The sequence below is a fragment of the Falsiphaeobacter marinintestinus genome (assembly GCF_007923355.1).
GTDB lineage: Bacteria > Pseudomonadota > Alphaproteobacteria > Rhodobacterales > Rhodobacteraceae > Phaeobacter_A > Phaeobacter_A marinintestinus.
In genome coordinates this window covers 15,650-31,115 of the sequence record NZ_VOGO01000018.1, presented here as the reverse complement: position 1 = coordinate 31,115, position 15,466 = coordinate 15,650, and the positions used below count along the sequence as shown (strand labels likewise).

Below are 15,466 nucleotides of genomic sequence, written 5' to 3'. Positions count from 1 at the left end.
AATTTGCAAATTTCGCGGGTCGTAAATCTTTCGAAATGGGAGCTAGGTCATGCGCCAAAACCAAAAAAGCCGCGCATAGGCGCGGCTTTTTCATAGGAGATGGCCAGAGGAATCAGACCCAGGGGCGCTCTTGCGCAGCTTTGGTTTCAAAGCTTTGGATGGCGCCGGCTTTTTCCAGAGTCAGGCCAATATCGTCCAGACCGTTCAGAAGGCAATGCTTGCGGAAAGCATCGACTTCAAAGGCGATCTCGCCACCGTCGGGTCCGCTGATCGTCTGGTTTTCCAGATCAATTGTCAGCACCGCGTTCGAGCCGCGCTGGGCGTCGTCCATCAGCTTATCGACGTCTTCCTGTGGCAACACGATCGGCAGGATGCCATTCTTGAAGCAGTTGTTAAAGAAGATGTCGGCAAAGCTGGGTGCAATCACGCAACGGATGCCAAAGTCCTTGATTGCCCAGGGGGCGTGTTCGCGCGATGATCCGCAGCCGAAATTGTCACCGGCGACAAGGATTTCGGCATTGCGATAGGCAGGCTGGTTCAGCACGAAATCGGGGATCTCGTTGCCATCATCGTCAAAGCGCATTTCGTCGAACAGGTTTACACCAAGGCCCGACCGTTTGATGGTTTTCAGAAACTGCTTGGGGATGATCATGTCCGTATCGACGTTGATCATGGGCATCGGCGCCGCGACGCCAGTCAGTTTTTCGAACTTGTCCATCGGACGCTCCTTTTCGAGTTGACGGTTTTAATCACGTCGCATGGCCGAAAACAAGGTGTTGGATTGTCATAGAGCGATCAAAAACTGGGCTTTGGATCTGGCGCGCTGGACGGGTCCAGTTGCGTGGCGGGACCAGGGGCTGGTCCCGCCTTTTTGCCGTCGGGTTTACTCTGACAGTGCTTCGCGGATGTCGTCGCCCGCATTGCGCAAGAACAACGCCAGGAAGACCAACCCGACCCCATTAAAGATCAACTCGATCCCCAGCAGGATGCCCAGCAGCTGCAGCAACCAGGCCGGATCGGCAGCGGCATAGTTCCAGATGATTCCGGCCAGAACCAGCGTCAGAACACCGGAAAGCAGCGTTGGCCAGAAGTATTGGGTTCCGCGCATCTGGAAGGAAAAGACAATCCGCAAGATGCCGTTGGCCAGAAACAAGATCAGAACCAGCATCGACAGCGAAATTGTGCCCTGCAACGGGTGTGCCAGAAACGACCAACCCAGAAACAGCATCAACAGACCCATCAGGATGGTCAGAATCTTGTTCCCGGTTCCTTCAGCCGTAAAGCCGGCAACAGCTTGAACGGCACCGCTGATCAAAAGCAGGACCCCCGCGGTAACGGTCACGGCAATCGAAGCCACTACCGGAGCGCCCAGAACAAATACGCCGAACACTATCGAAAGCAGGCCCAATAAGAGCCACTTTACCCATTCCTTCATTTCACCAGTCCTTGTGATGGTAAGTTTCGGAGGCACTATAACAGACTGCGGCAACTTGTCAGTCCTTGTTTAAAAACAATGGGGGGACCGGCTGTGCCGATCCCCCATCCCCAATTCACATCGCTGCCTGATGAGCCCGCTGACCGGGTCAGGTCAGATCGCGAATGTCGGTCAGCTTGCCGGTTACGGCTGCGGCTGCTGCCATTGCGGGGCTGAGCAGGTGGGTGCGGCCTCCACGACCCTGACGACCTTCGAAGTTGCGGTTCGAAGTCGATGCACAGCGTTCGCCCGGCTGCAACTGGTCGGGGTTCATCGCCAGACACATCGAACATCCGGCCAGACGCCATTCAAACCCGGCGTCTTTAAAGATGTCAGCCAGACCTTCTTCTTCGGCCTGCGCGCGGACAAGACCCGAGCCCGGAACGACCATGGCGCGCATGCCTTCCTTGATCTTTTTGCCCTTCACGATCTCAGCGGCAGCACGCAGATCTTCGATCCGGCCATTCGTACAAGATCCGATAAAGACAGTGTCGATTTCGACTTCGCTCAGCGGTGTGCCGGGCTTGAGGCCCATATACTCCAACGACCGAGCAGCGGCTTCGACTTTGCCGCCTTCGAAGTCTTCGGGGCTGGGCACATTTGCGGTGATCGGCAGCACGTCTTCGGGCGAGGTGCCCCAGGTGACGACAGGCGCGATGTCTTCACCCTTCAGGGTAACGACCTTGTCCCAATGTGCGTCGTCATCGGAATAAAGCGTCTTCCACCATGCCAGCGCCGCTTCCCATTGTGCGCCTTTCGGCGCGTGGGGGCGGCCCTTGACGTATTCAAAGGTTTTTTCGTCCGGTGCGATCAGGCCCGCACGTGCGCCGCCTTCGATCGCCATATTACAGACGGTCATGCGGCCTTCCATCGACAGATCGCGGATCGCTTCGCCGCAGTATTCGATCACATAACCGGTGCCGCCAGCTGTACCGGTTTCACCGATCACGGCCAAAGTGATGTCCTTGGCGGTCACACCGGGCTGCAATTTGCCGGTGATTTCGACCTTCATGTTCTTGGATTTCTTCTGGATCAGCGTCTGGGTGGCCAGAACGTGTTCAACTTCTGACGTTCCAATACCATGGGCCAGCGCGCCGAACGCGCCATGGGTCGCAGTATGCGAGTCACCGCAGACGACGGTCATGCCGGGCAGCGTCCAGCCCTGTTCGGGGCCAACGATATGCACGATGCCCTGACGGACGTCGGACACGGGATAATAGTGAATGCCAAAATCCTTGGCGTTCTTATCCAGCGCAGCGACCTGAATTGCGCTGTCTGCAGTCATGTTTGACGGATCTTCGCGACCGGGCGTGGTGGGCACGTTGTGGTCCGGAACGGCGATGGTCTTGTCCGGAGCGTGAACCGGGCGACCGGCCATGCGCAGGCCTTCAAAGGCTTGCGGGCTGGTCACTTCGTGGACCAGATGGCGGTCGATATAAAGCAGGCTGGTGCCGTCTTCGGCTTCGTGCGCCACATGCGCGTCCCAGATCTTGTCGTACAGTGTTTTGGGGGACATCGGTTCTCTCCCGTTTGTCGTGAAATTGGCTGGCGAGGGGCGGACGGCGCTTATAGGCGCGCCAACACCGAGCGGGCAGCCCCGAAAAACCGCTCGCGCAAGCGGGCGCGGTCCTGAATGTCGAGTCTTGGTGCCAGAACAGGTATCATGCCGGATCAGATACGCGTGTGCCGTGTTGCAATCAAGCAGCGAAACGTGACTTAATCGCCGTTACCCCGGCCGCCACGTCATCGTTCCAGCCGGAATTTGCAGGTCAGGACGATGTATGGACCAGGATTCAGTCTCGCAAGCACCGCAGACGGCAACCGCAGCGACCAAAAGCGGGACCGTTGTGGAAACGACTCTTCCGATGACTCCGCAAGAGGCCGCACAATCGCTGACTGACTGGCTGAGCGGGCTTTGGGATGTCGCCACCACTCCGGGTTGGAGGCAATACCAGTTGCTGATCCTGGTGGCACTTGTTGGCGTGTCGTATGTGTTGCGGTACCTGACCGAGCGCCGGTTCGACGACTGGATGCGGGCCCGCGCCAAGTGGCCGAAATGGCGGTTGCGGACGCTGGTTCAAGTTCGGAACCGGCTGACCCTGCTCTACTTCGTGATCCTGTCCTGGTCTGTATATCTGATCATGCAAGAAGTTACCTGGCCGTCGCGAAGCCGCATCATCGGCGTGTTCGCGACGATGGCGGCGGCCTGGCTTGTTATCGGACTGGGGACGCGCCTGGTTCGAAATCGGGCCCTGCGCAGTGTCGTCAAATGGTCGCTCTGGGCCTATGCAACATTTCTGGCACTGGGCTTGCTGGACGAAGCCACAGTGTTTTTGGATACCATTGCAATTGGTGTCGGAACGCTGCGCCTGTCACTGCTGACCTTGATCGAGGCCGTGCTGCTGATCGCCTTGATGATGACCGTGGCGCGACTGATCACCCAAGGTGTCCGGAACACGCTCAGGCGCAACGAAGATATCTCGCCATCGATGCAGGTGCTGGGCATCAAGACAGTTCAGGTCGTGCTTTACGGGTTCATCTTTCTGTTCGGTGTGCAGGCGCTGGGCTTTGATTTGTCGGGACTGGCGATCCTGTCGGGTGCCATCGGTGTCGGTATCGGTTTCGGTCTGCAAAAAGTCGTGTCGAACCTGGTGTCGGGGATCATTATCCTGCTGGACCGGTCGATCAAGCCCGGGGATGTGATTTCGCTGGGCGAAACCTTTGGATGGATCGATTCGCTGGGGGCCCGGTATGTGTCGGTGGTGACCCGGGACGGGCGCGAATATCTGATCCCGAATGAAGATCTGATCACGGGGCAGGTCGTCAACTGGACGTATTCGAACGACCGTGTCCGGCTGGATATCTCTTTCGGAGCGGCCTATCAGGACGATCCCCACGTCGTGCGCCGTGTCGCGATCGAAGCGGCCAAACGTGTGCCGCGGGTCTTGTCGGACAAATACAATCCTGTGTGCCATATCGTGGGGTATGGAGACAGCAGCGTGGATTATGTACTGCGATTCTGGATCATTGATCCAACGGCGGGCCTGACGAATGTGCGCGGCGATGTCTTTCTTTCGCTGTGGGATGCGTTCAAAGACAACGGTATTTCGATCCCGTTCCCGCAACGCGAAGTACGGGTTGTCAACGACGCGGTAAGTGTGCAAGTGCAGCAAGAAGGGCACTGAAGGCGGCCATTCGCCGACAATGTGCCCGCATTCATTGAAATGTGATGCCGCACTTGCTACTTTCTAAGTACCCCAGCGCCGGGGACATGAGGCGTGCCAGAAGGAGGACAATGTCCTGTCAATCCAAGCAGAGGCGGCACTGGCCGCTGATGATCGGGCCGGTGTGATGGCCGCCCAGTTCCAGCCAACCAGCGAAGAGCTGCTTGAGCGGATTCTAACCTCACTTGACGAAGACAAAGCCGAAGATGTCGTGCAGATTGATTTGCAGGGCAAATCGTCGATTGGCGACTATATGGTTGTCGCGTCAGGCCGATCAACCCGCCAGGTGGCGGCGATGTCGGAAAAGCTGGTGGAAAAGCTCAAGCATGAGTTCGGGATGTCTTGCAAGATCGAAGGCAAGGATGCCGGCGATTGGGTGCTGATCGATACGGGCGACGTGATTGTCCATATCTTCCGCCCTGAAGTGCGCGAATTCTATCAGCTGGAAAAAATGTGGATGCCGCAGGGAGCCGACGCCCCTACCTGAAGGCCGAGCGTTCTTTTTTGCGGAGGAATGGACTGAACGCGAATGCGCGTGCGGATTTGTGCGGTCGGTCGATTGCGGGCCGGACCCGAAAAAACTCTGATCGACGACTATCTCAAACGGTTTGACCGAACGGGGCGGGCACTGAGCCTTGGCCCGGCTGAAATCGTTGAAGTTGATGATCGCAAGGGCGGTGGCATGGCGGCAGAAGCCGGGCTGCTGCGCAAGGCCATCCCGGCGGGAGCTTTGATTTGTACACTGGATGAACGGGGCAAGGTTTTGTCTTCGCCAGACTTTGCCGGAAAGCTGGCGGACTGGCGCGATTCGGGACGTGGAGATCTGGCGTTGGTGATCGGGGGCGCGGACGGGATTGACCCGTCATTGCGGGCCGGTGCGGATTTCAGCCTGTCATTCGGTAAGATGGTGTGGCCGCATATGCTTGTGCGAGTGATGCTGGCCGAGCAGTTGTATCGGGCTGCAACGATCCTTTCTGGCGGGCCGTATCACCGGGTTTGATCGGTTGAATTGAGGCGGGCAAGCCCGCCACAGTGTGTTTGGCGCGCCTTTCAGGGGCGCGGCCTTCGGCGAGGGTATTTTTAACAAGAAAGAAGCGCAGATTAGCGCAGGGAGAATGTGGTTGTTTCTGTATTCCAGCCGTCGACGTTGCACCGGGCTTGAATCTGCACTTGTGTCGTGCCTTCAGGCAGAGCCACGCCAGACAATGAACGAGTAAATGGTTGTTCGGTTTCGTGGGGGTGCGCAAGTACACGCATGCCGAGTTCATTGCCTTGCATGTCCAAAACCCGCCACCCGTCGGCATAGTGATCCCAGCCCGTATCCGGATGGGACAGGGTGACATCGAACCTCCAGCCAGAGCCCGTTTTCTGGGCGGACACGTTTTCGACGACGGGTGGGTCGGCAAAGGCCGGCGCAGCGAGGACGAGCAGAGGAAGCAGGTATTTCATGGAGATAGTTTATCCGTTTGGATGGTGTCTGGTGGTCACGTCTGCGTGCCTGGCGGAGATTGCAACAGGATTTCCCGCGATTGCGAGGTGAATTCACGCCGGTATAGCATGGCGAGCGTTGCAGCCGTCGCGATCATCAGCGGTAGTGCGCCCAGTAGCCAGGCCGTCGAGGCCAGTGAGAAGTAGGTGGCGCGCATTGCTTTGTTGAAGCTGCGCGCTGCGGTGATGCTGACCTCGGCAGCTTGTTCCGCGCGGGGATATGCCATCGGATCTTCGGGTTCGTTTGGAACTGCAGCCATCATGATCGCACAATAGCCGAACAAACGATGCGACCAGACGAACTTGAGGAAGGCGCTGGCGAGAAACGTGATGATCAGGATGAGTTTGATCTCCCACACGATTTCGGGGGCGATGGACAGTGTCAGGTCACTTGCAATGCCCTGAAGCGGTGCCGGGTTGCCAACCAAGGCCAGACCGCCGCCGATGGCCAGCATCGTGGCGGACGCAAAGAACGCGGTGCCCTGCCGCATGAGGTTGACCACCTGAGCGTCAAACATGCGGGGCTGGCGCGTGACCATCTGGACCATCCAGTCGCTGCGATACTTGTTCATCAACAGCGAGACGGACGGTTTGTCGGGGTGCGGGGTCTCAATACGCCAGCTGATCCAGATCCATGCGCCAAGCAGGAAGATCAAAGCCGCAGCGTCGAAATAGGAAAAAAGGGCCAAACGATCGATCCAGGTCATATCTGCGACACTAGGGGCAATCCATTGCTCTTGCCAGAGGGGGTTATTGGTAATATTAGTTTACCAAAGGAGGCGCGCTATGGAGATGCCAACACCGAACCCGGCGATTCTGAGCCGTAAGGCCCGCTTGGTTGAGCGGCTGCTGCAGGTCTTGCCTGTCGAGTCCGTGATTCACGACGAAGTCGAAACACGCGCGTATGAGTGCGACGCACTGACGGCCTATCGTTGCCCACCGCTTGTGGCGGTCTTGCCCTCTTCAACGCAAGAGGTATCGGACGTTCTGCGCATTTGTCACGAAGAAGGCGTGCCGGTGGTCCCGCGCGGGTCCGGAACGTCTCTGGCTGGTGGAGCCTTGCCGACAGCGGATTGTGTTATTCTTGGTGTGGCGCGGATGAATGATGTGCTTGAGACTGATTATGCCAACCGGATCATTCGCGTACAGACCGGACGCACGAATTTGAGCGTCAGCGGGGCCGTCGAAGAGCACGACTTTTTTTATGCCCCCGACCCGTCGTCGCAACTGGCTTGCGCCATCGCCGGGAACATCGCGATGAATTCGGGTGGGGCGCATTGCCTGAAATACGGGGTGACGACCAACAATCTGCTGGGCGTTACCATGGTGATTATGGATGGCACCGTGGTTGAGATTGGCGGGGCGCATCTGGATGCCAGCGGATTGGATCTGTTGGGGCTGATTTGTGGGTCCGAGGGGCAGCTGGGGGTGGTGACCGAGGCGACGTTGCGCATTTTGCGCAAGCCCGAGGGCGCGCGGCCCGTGTTGATCGGGTATGATTCGAACGAAGTGGCCGGGGCCTGTGTCAGCGATATCATCAAGGCAGGCGTTCTGCCGGTTGCGATTGAGTTCATGGACCGGCCCTGTATCCGGGCTTGCGAAGCGTTTGCCGGGGCCGGGTATCCCGATTGTGAGGCGCTGCTGATCGTCGAGGTTGAGGGCAGCCCGGCTGAGATTGATGCGCAGTTGGCGGTCATCAAGGGGATTGCGCTTAGTCATGATCCGGTGGAACTGCGCGAAGCAAAAGATGCAGATGAGGCTGGTCGGATCTGGCTGGGACGGAAGTCGGCGTTTGGTGCCATGGGGCAAATCAACGACTATATGTGTCTGGATGGAACGATCCCGGTGACGGCTTTGCCGTTTGTCCTGCGTCGAATTGCCGAGATGTCGAAAGAGTTTGGGCTGGACGTTGCGAATGTGTTTCATGCCGGGGATGGCAATATGCATCCGCTTATCCTGTTTGATGCGAACAAGCCGGGTGATCTTGAAACCTGTGAAGCCTTCGGGGCCGAAATTCTGAAGCTTTGTGTCGAGGTTGGCGGCTGTCTGACCGGGGAACATGGGGTCGGAATCGAGAAGCGCGATCTGATGCTGCACCAGTATTCGGCAGCAGACCTGGAGGCGCAGTTGGCGGTGAAGGACGTGTTCGATCCGAGTTGGCTGCTAAACCCGGCCAAGGTGTTTCCTCTATCGGTGACACGAAACCGGCGTGCGGCGCAGATGGCGGCCGAGTAGCGGGCCTGAACTGGGGGGCAAGTTACGGGGGCTTTGCCCCCGAACCCCCAGAGTATTTGGAAAGAGAAGAAAATGATGAAACCGACGAGCGAGGCCGAGCTTGCGGGATGTGTGAGCGAGCTTAAGACGCCAGTGCAGGTTCAGGGCGGGGGCACGCGTGGGGTCAATGGGCCGGGCGACGTGTTAAGCACGACCGGATTGTCCGGTGTGACCCTGTATGAGCCCGGAGCGCTGACGTTGGTCGCGCAGGCCGGGACGCCGCTTGAGGATATCGTCGCGGGTCTGGCTGCTGAAAATCAACGCCTGGCTTTTGAACCCATGGACCACAGGGCTCTGCTTGGGAGCGATGGAGCGCCGACCATTGGCGGTGTCGTGGCCGCAAACGTCAGCGGACCGCGCCGGGTGCAGTCGGGTGCTTGCCGGGATTTTCTGCTGGGCGTGCGATTCGTCGATGGGCAAGGCACGGTTATTCGAAATGGCGGGCGGGTGATGAAGAATGTTACCGGGTATGATCTTGTAAAGCTGATGGCCGGAAGCTGGGGCACTTTGGGTGTTCTGAGCGAAGTTTCCCTGAAAGTCCTGCCGCAGGTGGAAACCGAAGCAACCCTGCGCATAGGTGTGCCGGATGCGGCAACAGGTGTTCAGGTCTTGTCGGCTGGATTGGGCTCACCTTTCGAAGTATCGGGGGCGGCCTATGATCCGGTCGCGGGCGAGGCTTTGGTTCGGATTGAAGGGTTTGCCGAACAAGTCGCATATCGCGTTGGGAAATTGCGCGATGTGTTGGGGCAGATCGGGGCTCCGGACACAGTGGAGTATGGTGAAAAATCGGAACGCATCTGGGTGAACATCCGGGATGTCGCGCCGTTTCATGGACAGGCGGGCGACGTCTGGCGGATGTCTGTGAAGCCCACCGACGCGCCCGGAATTGCCGCGCGCTTGGAGGCAGATGATTTGTTGTTTGACTGGGGTGGTGGTCTGATCTGGGCCCGGGTGCCCGCGGGGACGGACCTGCGCGCCCGGGTCGGCAGTTTTTCGGGGCACGCGACGCTGGTCCGGGCAAGCGCCGAAACCCGTGCACGTCTGGGGATGTTTCACCCCGAACAACCAGCATTGGCGGCGCTAAGCCGAGGCTTGCGGGACCGGTTTGATCCACGGGGGGTCTTCAATCCCGGACTGATGGACCAAGTGGTAGAGGCCTGAGAAATGCAGACGAATTTCAGTGAAAGCCAGATGCAGGACCCGGGCATTCAGCGGGCCAATCAAATCCTGCGGTCCTGTGTGCATTGCGGGTTTTGTACTGCGACCTGCCCGACCTATCAGGTTCTGGGCGATGAATTGGACAGCCCGCGGGGCCGTATCTATCTGATCAAGGATATGCTGGAGAACGAGCGGGTTCCTGATGAGAAGACGGTCAAGCATATCGATCGATGCCTGAGCTGCCTGGCCTGTATGACCACGTGTCCGTCCGGGGTGCATTATATGCATCTGGTAGATCACGCGCGGGCCTATATTGAAAAAAACTACAAACGGCCGTTCAGCGACCGGGCCCTGCGTTGGGTGTTGTCGCGGGTTTTGCCCTATCCGGGTCGATTCAGGCTGGCACTGCTTGGCGCTAAAGTTGGGCGGCCCTTTGCGCGTCTGATGCCCGATCCGCGCCTGCGGGCCATGCTTGAGATGGCGCCGAAACGGATCCCTCCGGTCAGCCCGAATGACAAACCGCAAAGCTTTGCCCCCGCGGCTGCGAAAAAGATGCGGGTGGCGCTGATGACTGGCTGCGCTCAGAAAGCGCTGAATACCGACATCAACGATGCCACAATCCGGCTGCTGCGGCGGCTGGGGTGCGAAGTGGTGGTGGCCGAAGGGGCCGGATGCTGCGGAGCACTGACACACCATATGGGGCGCGAACAGGAAAGCCACGACACGGCGGCCAGAAATATCCAGGCCTGGACGCGCGAGATGGACGGTGATGGGCTTGATGCGATTGTGATCAACACGAGTGGGTGTGGCACCACCGTAAAGGATTATGGGTTCATGTTTCGCAATGACCCGCTTGCCGAAGACGCGGGGCGGGTGTCGAAGATCGCGATGGATATCAGCGAACTGTTGATGAAGCTGGACTTGCCGGAAGGTGAAGCCAAGGGGCTGACGGTCGCCTATCACGCGGCTTGTTCGCTGCAGCACGGCCAGAAGATCAAGACCTATCCGAAGGATTTGCTGAAACGGGCCGGGTTTAAGGTCGTGGAACCGGCTGACAGCCATTTGTGCTGTGGATCGGCCGGGACATACAATCTGATGCAACCCGAGATCTCGGGACAGCTGAAAGACCGCAAGGTGCGCACGCTTGAAGCCAAATCACCTGACATCATCGCGGCAGGCAACATTGGGTGCATGATGCAGATCGGCAGCGCGACTCAAGTGCCGATCATGCACACCGTCGAACTGTTGGATTGGGCAACCGGGGGGCCGCAGCCGCCGGCGCTGACCGCGAAGGGAAATAAGGCACCGGCCATTCCACTACTAAGATGATGCCCGGTATTTGCCGCAATTTCGCCCATTCGGATCGATACCTCTTTGGGAACGACGATCACGAAGGAGAGGCGCGTGCGCGGTTGGGTTCTTGGAGTAATGCTGTATCTGCTGCCAGTTTGTGCAGTCGCCAGCGATTCGCGTCTGGAAAGGCTGGACACCACGGATGCCGGACGTGATTGGGAAGCTGTCGGTCGTCTTGATATTAACGGCATGGGGTTCTGCACAGGTGCCCTGATTGCTCCGGATCTTGTGCTGACCGCAGCGCATTGCCTGTTCGATAAAAAGACCAAGGCCCGTATCGATCCTGAAAGCATCGAGTTTCTGGCGGGATGGCGTAATGGCCGCGCGTCGGCCTATCGCTTTGTCCGTCGTGCCTTGGTGCACCCGGATTATGAATTTGGTGGCGAGGTCACGTCTGAGCGGGTCAGCAACGATGTTGCCCTGCTTGAATTGCAACGCCCCATCCGCAACACAACCGTTGTGCCGTTCCAAATCGCAGCCCGCCCGCAAAAGGGCGCACAGGTTGGTGTCGTTTCTTATGCCAAGGACCGTGCCGAAGCACCGTCTTTGCAAGAGGTCTGTTCGGTTATGGCCCGGCAGGAAGGTGTTCTGGTGATGTCGTGCGATGTGGACTTCGGATCGTCCGGAGCGCCGATCTTCTCCTTCGACGGGGACGAGCCGCGGATCGTGTCGGTGGTGTCCGCCAAGGCCGAAGTCCGGGGCGAACGTGTCGCGCTGGGCGCCGCACTTGAGGATCAACTGAAGCTTCTTCACCTCGAAATGGCGTCGGGCCATGGGTTTCTCCAGGCTCCGCCTCCGGGCGTGTCGCGGGTCATGGTGGGCAACGAGCGCAACGATACTGGGGCGAAGTTTATCAAGTCATGCGGAACAAACTGCTAATATTGCTTCTTGGACTGGTGTTCGCTGGTCAGGCCGGTGCCGATGGCACTGCATTACAACGGCAAGGATCCCGGGCCGCTCAGTTGGGATGGGAGGCCGTGGGTCGGCTTGATCTTGGGCGTGCCGGATATTGTACGGGTACTCTGATCGAAACAGACCTGGTGCTGACCGCTGCACATTGCGTGTATGATCGGCAAACCGGAGCCGCGATCGAGACGGGTTCCGTGAGGTTCCGCGCAGGTCTGCGGGATGGCGCAACGATTGCTGAACGTGTTGCGCTCCAGATCGTGGCGCACCCAGGCTATAGCCCCGGTCAGGGGTTCAACGCTGAGAATGCCCGACATGATGTGGCTCTGGTCCGGTTGGATCAGCCGATTTCGACCGTCGATGCTGATCCTTTTGTCCTGCACTCTGGTCCGGTTGACGATAAAACGGTCAGCGTGGCGTCCTATGGACGGGGGCGGTCGGAGGCGGTGTCCCGTCAAAGGCAATGCAGCCTGCTGGACAGCATGAGCAACCTGATGATTTTTGACTGCGATGTCACATATGGATCGTCCGGGTCCCCGGTGTTTGCACGCAGCGGGTCGCGGGGGCGCATATTGTCTGTGATTTCCGGAATGGCCAGCGTCAACGGGCAGAAGGTCGCCGTGGGCATGGCCTTGCCCGAGCGAGTTGCGGAATTGAGAGCGATGCTGCGCCGAAACCCGACAGCCGCACCGGACCGCGCGGTCAAACGGCTCAGGGTTGGTCAGGGTCGACCGTCGTCCGGAGCAAAATTTGTCCGCCCCAACGGGGGTTGAAACGCAAACGGGGTCTACCCATTTCAGAGCAGTCGGGACGCCAAATCTGGGTTCTGACAACAGAATGGCCCGTCCGTTTCGGAGGGTCTTTGGTAAATCGCTCTGAAGATGAGGATAACGACCTATGCGTACTTTTGATTTTGCACCGCTGCACCGTGCAACTGTTGGTTTCGACCAAATCGCCGACCTTATGGACCGCGCCCTGACCAATGATGTCAGCCAGTCCAGCTACCCCCCGTATAACATCGAAAAGACTGCCGCCGACGCGTATCGGATCTCGATCGCCGTGGCCGGTTTTTCCGAAGCCGACCTGTCGGTTGAAGTGAAGGAAAACGCGCTTGTGGTGTCTGGCCGCAAAGCTGGCGATGATGCCGAACGGTCCTATCTGCACCGTGGTATTGCAACCCGCGCGTTCGAGCGCCGCTTCACGCTGGCCGATCATGTCCGCGTATCGGGTGCCAGCCACGAAGACGGCATGCTGCATATCGATCTGCAGCGCGAAATCCCCGAAGCGTTGAAACCGCGCCGGATTCAGATCAGTGGCTCGAAGGCGATTGAAAGCCAGGTGGAAACGGCCAAGCAGGTCAACTGAAACCAGCTTGATCCCTAAACGATCACGACCTGAGTTTCGTAACCTCCCTCGGACTTGCTCAGGCATTGCCCCGCACCTTGTCAGGTGCGGGGTTTTTCGTTTCCAGATAACGCCAGTTGTTTTGTTTTGACTTGCGTTTGCAAAAGTGTCGAAGGAAACAGGCTGCAGATTTGAGTGTGAGTGACGGACTATGACACAACCTGTACGCCTTCAGGACCGACCCGCGTGGGGCTATTTGCTGCGCGATTATTACGAATTCTATCGGTTCCTGTCGGCGGGCGGCAGCGCCGCGATCCGCAGTCATCAGAAAACTGTGCGCGAGCGGATCAGTCGTGTCATCAAATCCAATGCCGAAGTGCGCGAAACCGAAGGTGTGTCCAAGCCGGTCACGGCGCATCTGCAGCGCGGGCTGGACAACGGACGGCTGGAACGCCACGCGCCTTTCATCCGCGCGCTTGAAACGGTTCGAGAGCATTTGGTCTGGCAGTATGGCTATGAAAAGGTTCCGCGTGGGTTGGAACGCAATTATGCCTATGCCGAACTGGCGGGGCCAACGGGGCCGGTTGTGACAGATGAGATCATCCTTGGTCTGGTTCTGTTCGCGCCGGGGTGTACCTATCCTGCTCATGCGCATGATGGCATTGCCGAAAGCTATATCTGTTTGTCGGGGGCCGTGTCCGAGAATGATCAGGGCGTTTATGCGCCCGGGTCGCTGATCTTTAACCCGCCAAGCCATTTGCACAGGATTACGGTGGCCGACCGTAACCCGGCCTTGCTGTGCTATGCGTGGGTCGGAGACCGCGACAAGCTTTCCAATCAGAAGATGGTGTTCACGCGGCCCCGATCGACGAGCAAATGATCTAGATCGAGACGGTCATCGGGGTAAGGGTCCGGACAGCGCCGTAACCGCGTAGACGTGTGGGCGGTCCGATCAGCTGCATGTCTGGCGCGAGTGTCGCCAACGCCTTCAGCGCTTCTTCCAGCTCGATCCTTGCCAAAGCCTCGCCCAGACACCGGTGTGGGCCGCCGCCGAATACCGGGTGCCAGCGCGGGTGATCCTGCCGGGTGATGTCGAACTGGTCGGGGTTGGCGTAAACCTCGGGATCACGCAGGGCTGTCAGCATGGATCCGGACACAAACGTGCTGGCGGGCAAGCGGTATCCGTGAACGTCGCGCGGTTCAGTTGTAATCCGGGCCAGCGATCCGATCACCGGATCAAAGCGCAGCCCTTCTGACACGGCACCGGGTGCGTGGGTGTCGGGATCACTCACCAGCAACGCCCATTGATCGGGGTGCTGCATCAGTTGCGACACAGTTGCGGTGAGCGCCCCGCGCGTTGTGTCCGATCCGGCGAGGACAAGCCCGACCATCTGTGCGCGGATTTCGGTGTCGTCCAGCGGACCGTCCGCGACCTTTTCCAGATAGGAGGTCATGAAATCTTCTTGCGGGGTCTGGCGGCGATCTTCCAGCAAGCCTCCGACATAATCCGTAAGGGCGGCCATGTCGCGATCAGATTCGGCGCGGACCTGTTCAGACACCAGGGACAAGCCGCGAATGGCCGAATAGACATATGCACCAAACCGTTCAGCGTCATCTTCCGGGGCACCAACGATCGAGGCAATGATCTTGGCGGGCAGGGGGCTTGCGATGGCATCGACAAATTCGATCTGCCCGGTCCCGACAAGCGGTTTGATCAGTGCATCGGCGCGGCGGCGGATTTCGGGGCGCAGGGCTGCGACAACTGGATGGGCAAAGGTGCGGGTCAGCGGAGTTCGGCGGTTCTTGTGCGTCGCACCGTTGGCAAACAGCAGAACATTGCTGACGAAATCGAACATTGGCCCGCCACTGACCCCGCTGGCGAACATACCTTCCAGTTCGATCTGGCGGGTCCAGCGGTCATCATTGAACTCAAGCATGTCGGCGAGGGAAAAGGCGCTGACGATGCCAAGACGGTCTTTGACCAATGGGCCAACCGCGCGCGACTTGGCCATGTATTCGTGATCCGTTTCACCTTCGATATAGTCGGGGAACGGTGGAATGTCTCGATAAGTCAGGCCCATGCGGCTCCTCCCGGCTTGCGAGGCAAGGCTAGCACCTAAATGTTGACGATTTGCACCTGACTTTGCGTCACTTCAGCGGCAGGCGCGCAACCCGGTTCCGAACGAAATGCGGCGGCGAACAAGGTCCACCGCCGCGTTCATTACTCAGTTTTCATGACGTGCCG

General features: G+C 58.7%; 16 protein-coding genes. 10 read left to right on the top strand and 6 right to left on the bottom strand.

The genetic code is table 11. The annotated features are described in order from the left end of the window. Positions 1–112: 112 nt before the first annotated feature. The 3 genes from leuD to leuC all read right to left on the bottom strand — a co-directional run bounded on the left by leuD (position 113) and on the right by leuC (position 2,990). Complete coding sequence (gene leuD / locus FOY56_RS22065) at positions 113–718, bottom strand: 3-isopropylmalate dehydratase small subunit (protein WP_146348319.1); 606 nt, start codon at positions 716–718, stop codon at positions 113–115. A gap of 165 nt (positions 719–883) precedes the next feature. Beyond that, on the bottom strand, positions 884–1,435 hold the full coding sequence (locus FOY56_RS22060; RefSeq protein ID WP_146348318.1) for an HdeD family acid-resistance protein: 552 nt from the start codon (positions 1,433–1,435) through the stop codon (positions 884–886). A 148-nt stretch (positions 1,436–1,583) separates the two neighbouring features. Further along, positions 1,584–2,990 carry a 3-isopropylmalate dehydratase large subunit gene (gene leuC, locus FOY56_RS22055; RefSeq protein WP_146348317.1) on the bottom strand — a complete coding sequence of 469 codons (1,407 nt, stop codon included), beginning with the start codon at positions 2,988–2,990 and terminating at the stop codon, positions 1,584–1,586. Positions 2,991–3,339: 349 nt separating this feature from the next. On the opposite strand from leuC, the gene FOY56_RS22045 reads away from it, so the two are divergent. The 3 genes from FOY56_RS22045 to rlmH all read left to right on the top strand — a co-directional run bounded on the left by FOY56_RS22045 (position 3,340) and on the right by rlmH (position 5,698). Continuing rightward, the gene (locus FOY56_RS22045) at positions 3,340–4,659 is read left to right on the top strand and encodes a mechanosensitive ion channel family protein (protein WP_146348346.1); all 1,320 of its coding nucleotides are present in this window, start codon (positions 3,340–3,342) and stop codon (positions 4,657–4,659) included. Between the two features lie 166 nt (positions 4,660–4,825). Further along, a complete protein-coding gene (rsfS, locus tag FOY56_RS22040) occupies positions 4,826–5,185 on the top strand; it encodes a ribosome silencing factor (RefSeq protein ID WP_146348315.1) in 360 nt (119 codons plus the stop codon). A 42-nt stretch (positions 5,186–5,227) separates the two neighbouring features. After that, entirely contained in the window at positions 5,228–5,698 is a 471-nt protein-coding gene (rlmH, locus tag FOY56_RS22035; RefSeq protein ID WP_146348314.1) for a 23S rRNA (pseudouridine(1915)-N(3))-methyltransferase RlmH, read from the top strand. A 101-nt stretch (positions 5,699–5,799) separates the two neighbouring features. Here rlmH and FOY56_RS22030 read toward each other — a convergent pair whose 3' ends face one another. Together FOY56_RS22030 and FOY56_RS22025 are read right to left on the bottom strand one after the other, a co-directional pair. Further along, positions 5,800–6,147: a hypothetical protein gene (locus FOY56_RS22030; protein ID WP_146348313.1), complete on the bottom strand. Its 348-nt coding sequence runs from the start codon at positions 6,145–6,147 to the stop codon at positions 5,800–5,802. Positions 6,148–6,182: 35 nt separating this feature from the next. Beyond that, a complete protein-coding gene (locus tag FOY56_RS22025; RefSeq protein ID WP_146348312.1) occupies positions 6,183–6,893 on the bottom strand; it encodes a DUF599 domain-containing protein in 711 nt (236 codons plus the stop codon). Positions 6,894–6,972: 79 nt separating this feature from the next. Here FOY56_RS22025 and FOY56_RS22020 point away from each other — a divergent pair, with 79 nt between their 5' ends. The 7 genes from FOY56_RS22020 (at position 6,973) to FOY56_RS21990 (ending at position 14,101) form a co-directional block, all read left to right on the top strand. Beyond that, complete coding sequence (locus FOY56_RS22020; RefSeq protein WP_146348311.1) at positions 6,973–8,421, top strand: FAD-linked oxidase C-terminal domain-containing protein; 1,449 nt, start codon at positions 6,973–6,975, stop codon at positions 8,419–8,421. A 75-nt stretch (positions 8,422–8,496) separates the two neighbouring features. Then, positions 8,497–9,621, top strand: a complete 1,125-nt coding sequence (locus tag FOY56_RS22015; protein WP_146348345.1) for an FAD-binding protein — start codon at positions 8,497–8,499, stop codon at positions 9,619–9,621. Positions 9,622–9,624: 3 nt separating this feature from the next. After that, complete coding sequence (gene glcF, locus FOY56_RS22010; RefSeq protein ID WP_146348310.1) at positions 9,625–10,947, top strand: glycolate oxidase subunit GlcF; 1,323 nt, start codon at positions 9,625–9,627, stop codon at positions 10,945–10,947. Positions 10,948–11,046: 99 nt separating this feature from the next. Continuing rightward, positions 11,047–11,850, top strand: coding sequence for a trypsin-like serine peptidase (locus tag FOY56_RS22005; RefSeq protein ID WP_146348344.1), 804 nt, complete (start codon positions 11,047–11,049; stop codon positions 11,848–11,850). After that, positions 11,832–12,650: a trypsin-like serine peptidase gene (locus FOY56_RS22000; protein ID WP_146348309.1), complete on the top strand. Its 819-nt coding sequence runs from the start codon at positions 11,832–11,834 to the stop codon at positions 12,648–12,650. The genes FOY56_RS22005 and FOY56_RS22000 overlap by 19 nt, the downstream gene beginning before the upstream one ends. A 124-nt stretch (positions 12,651–12,774) precedes the next feature. Then, complete coding sequence (locus FOY56_RS21995) at positions 12,775–13,242, top strand: Hsp20 family protein (protein WP_146348308.1); 468 nt, start codon at positions 12,775–12,777, stop codon at positions 13,240–13,242. Between the two features lie 190 nt (positions 13,243–13,432). Continuing rightward, a complete protein-coding gene (locus FOY56_RS21990; RefSeq protein ID WP_146348307.1) occupies positions 13,433–14,101 on the top strand; it encodes a dimethylsulfonioproprionate lyase family protein in 669 nt (222 codons plus the stop codon). 1 nt (position 14,102) lies between these two features. On the opposite strand, the gene FOY56_RS21985 is transcribed toward FOY56_RS21990, so the two are convergent. Beyond that, on the bottom strand, positions 14,103–15,302 hold the full coding sequence (locus tag FOY56_RS21985) for a cytochrome P450 (RefSeq protein WP_146348306.1): 1,200 nt from the start codon (positions 15,300–15,302) through the stop codon (positions 14,103–14,105). Positions 15,303–15,466: the final 164 nt, after the last annotated feature.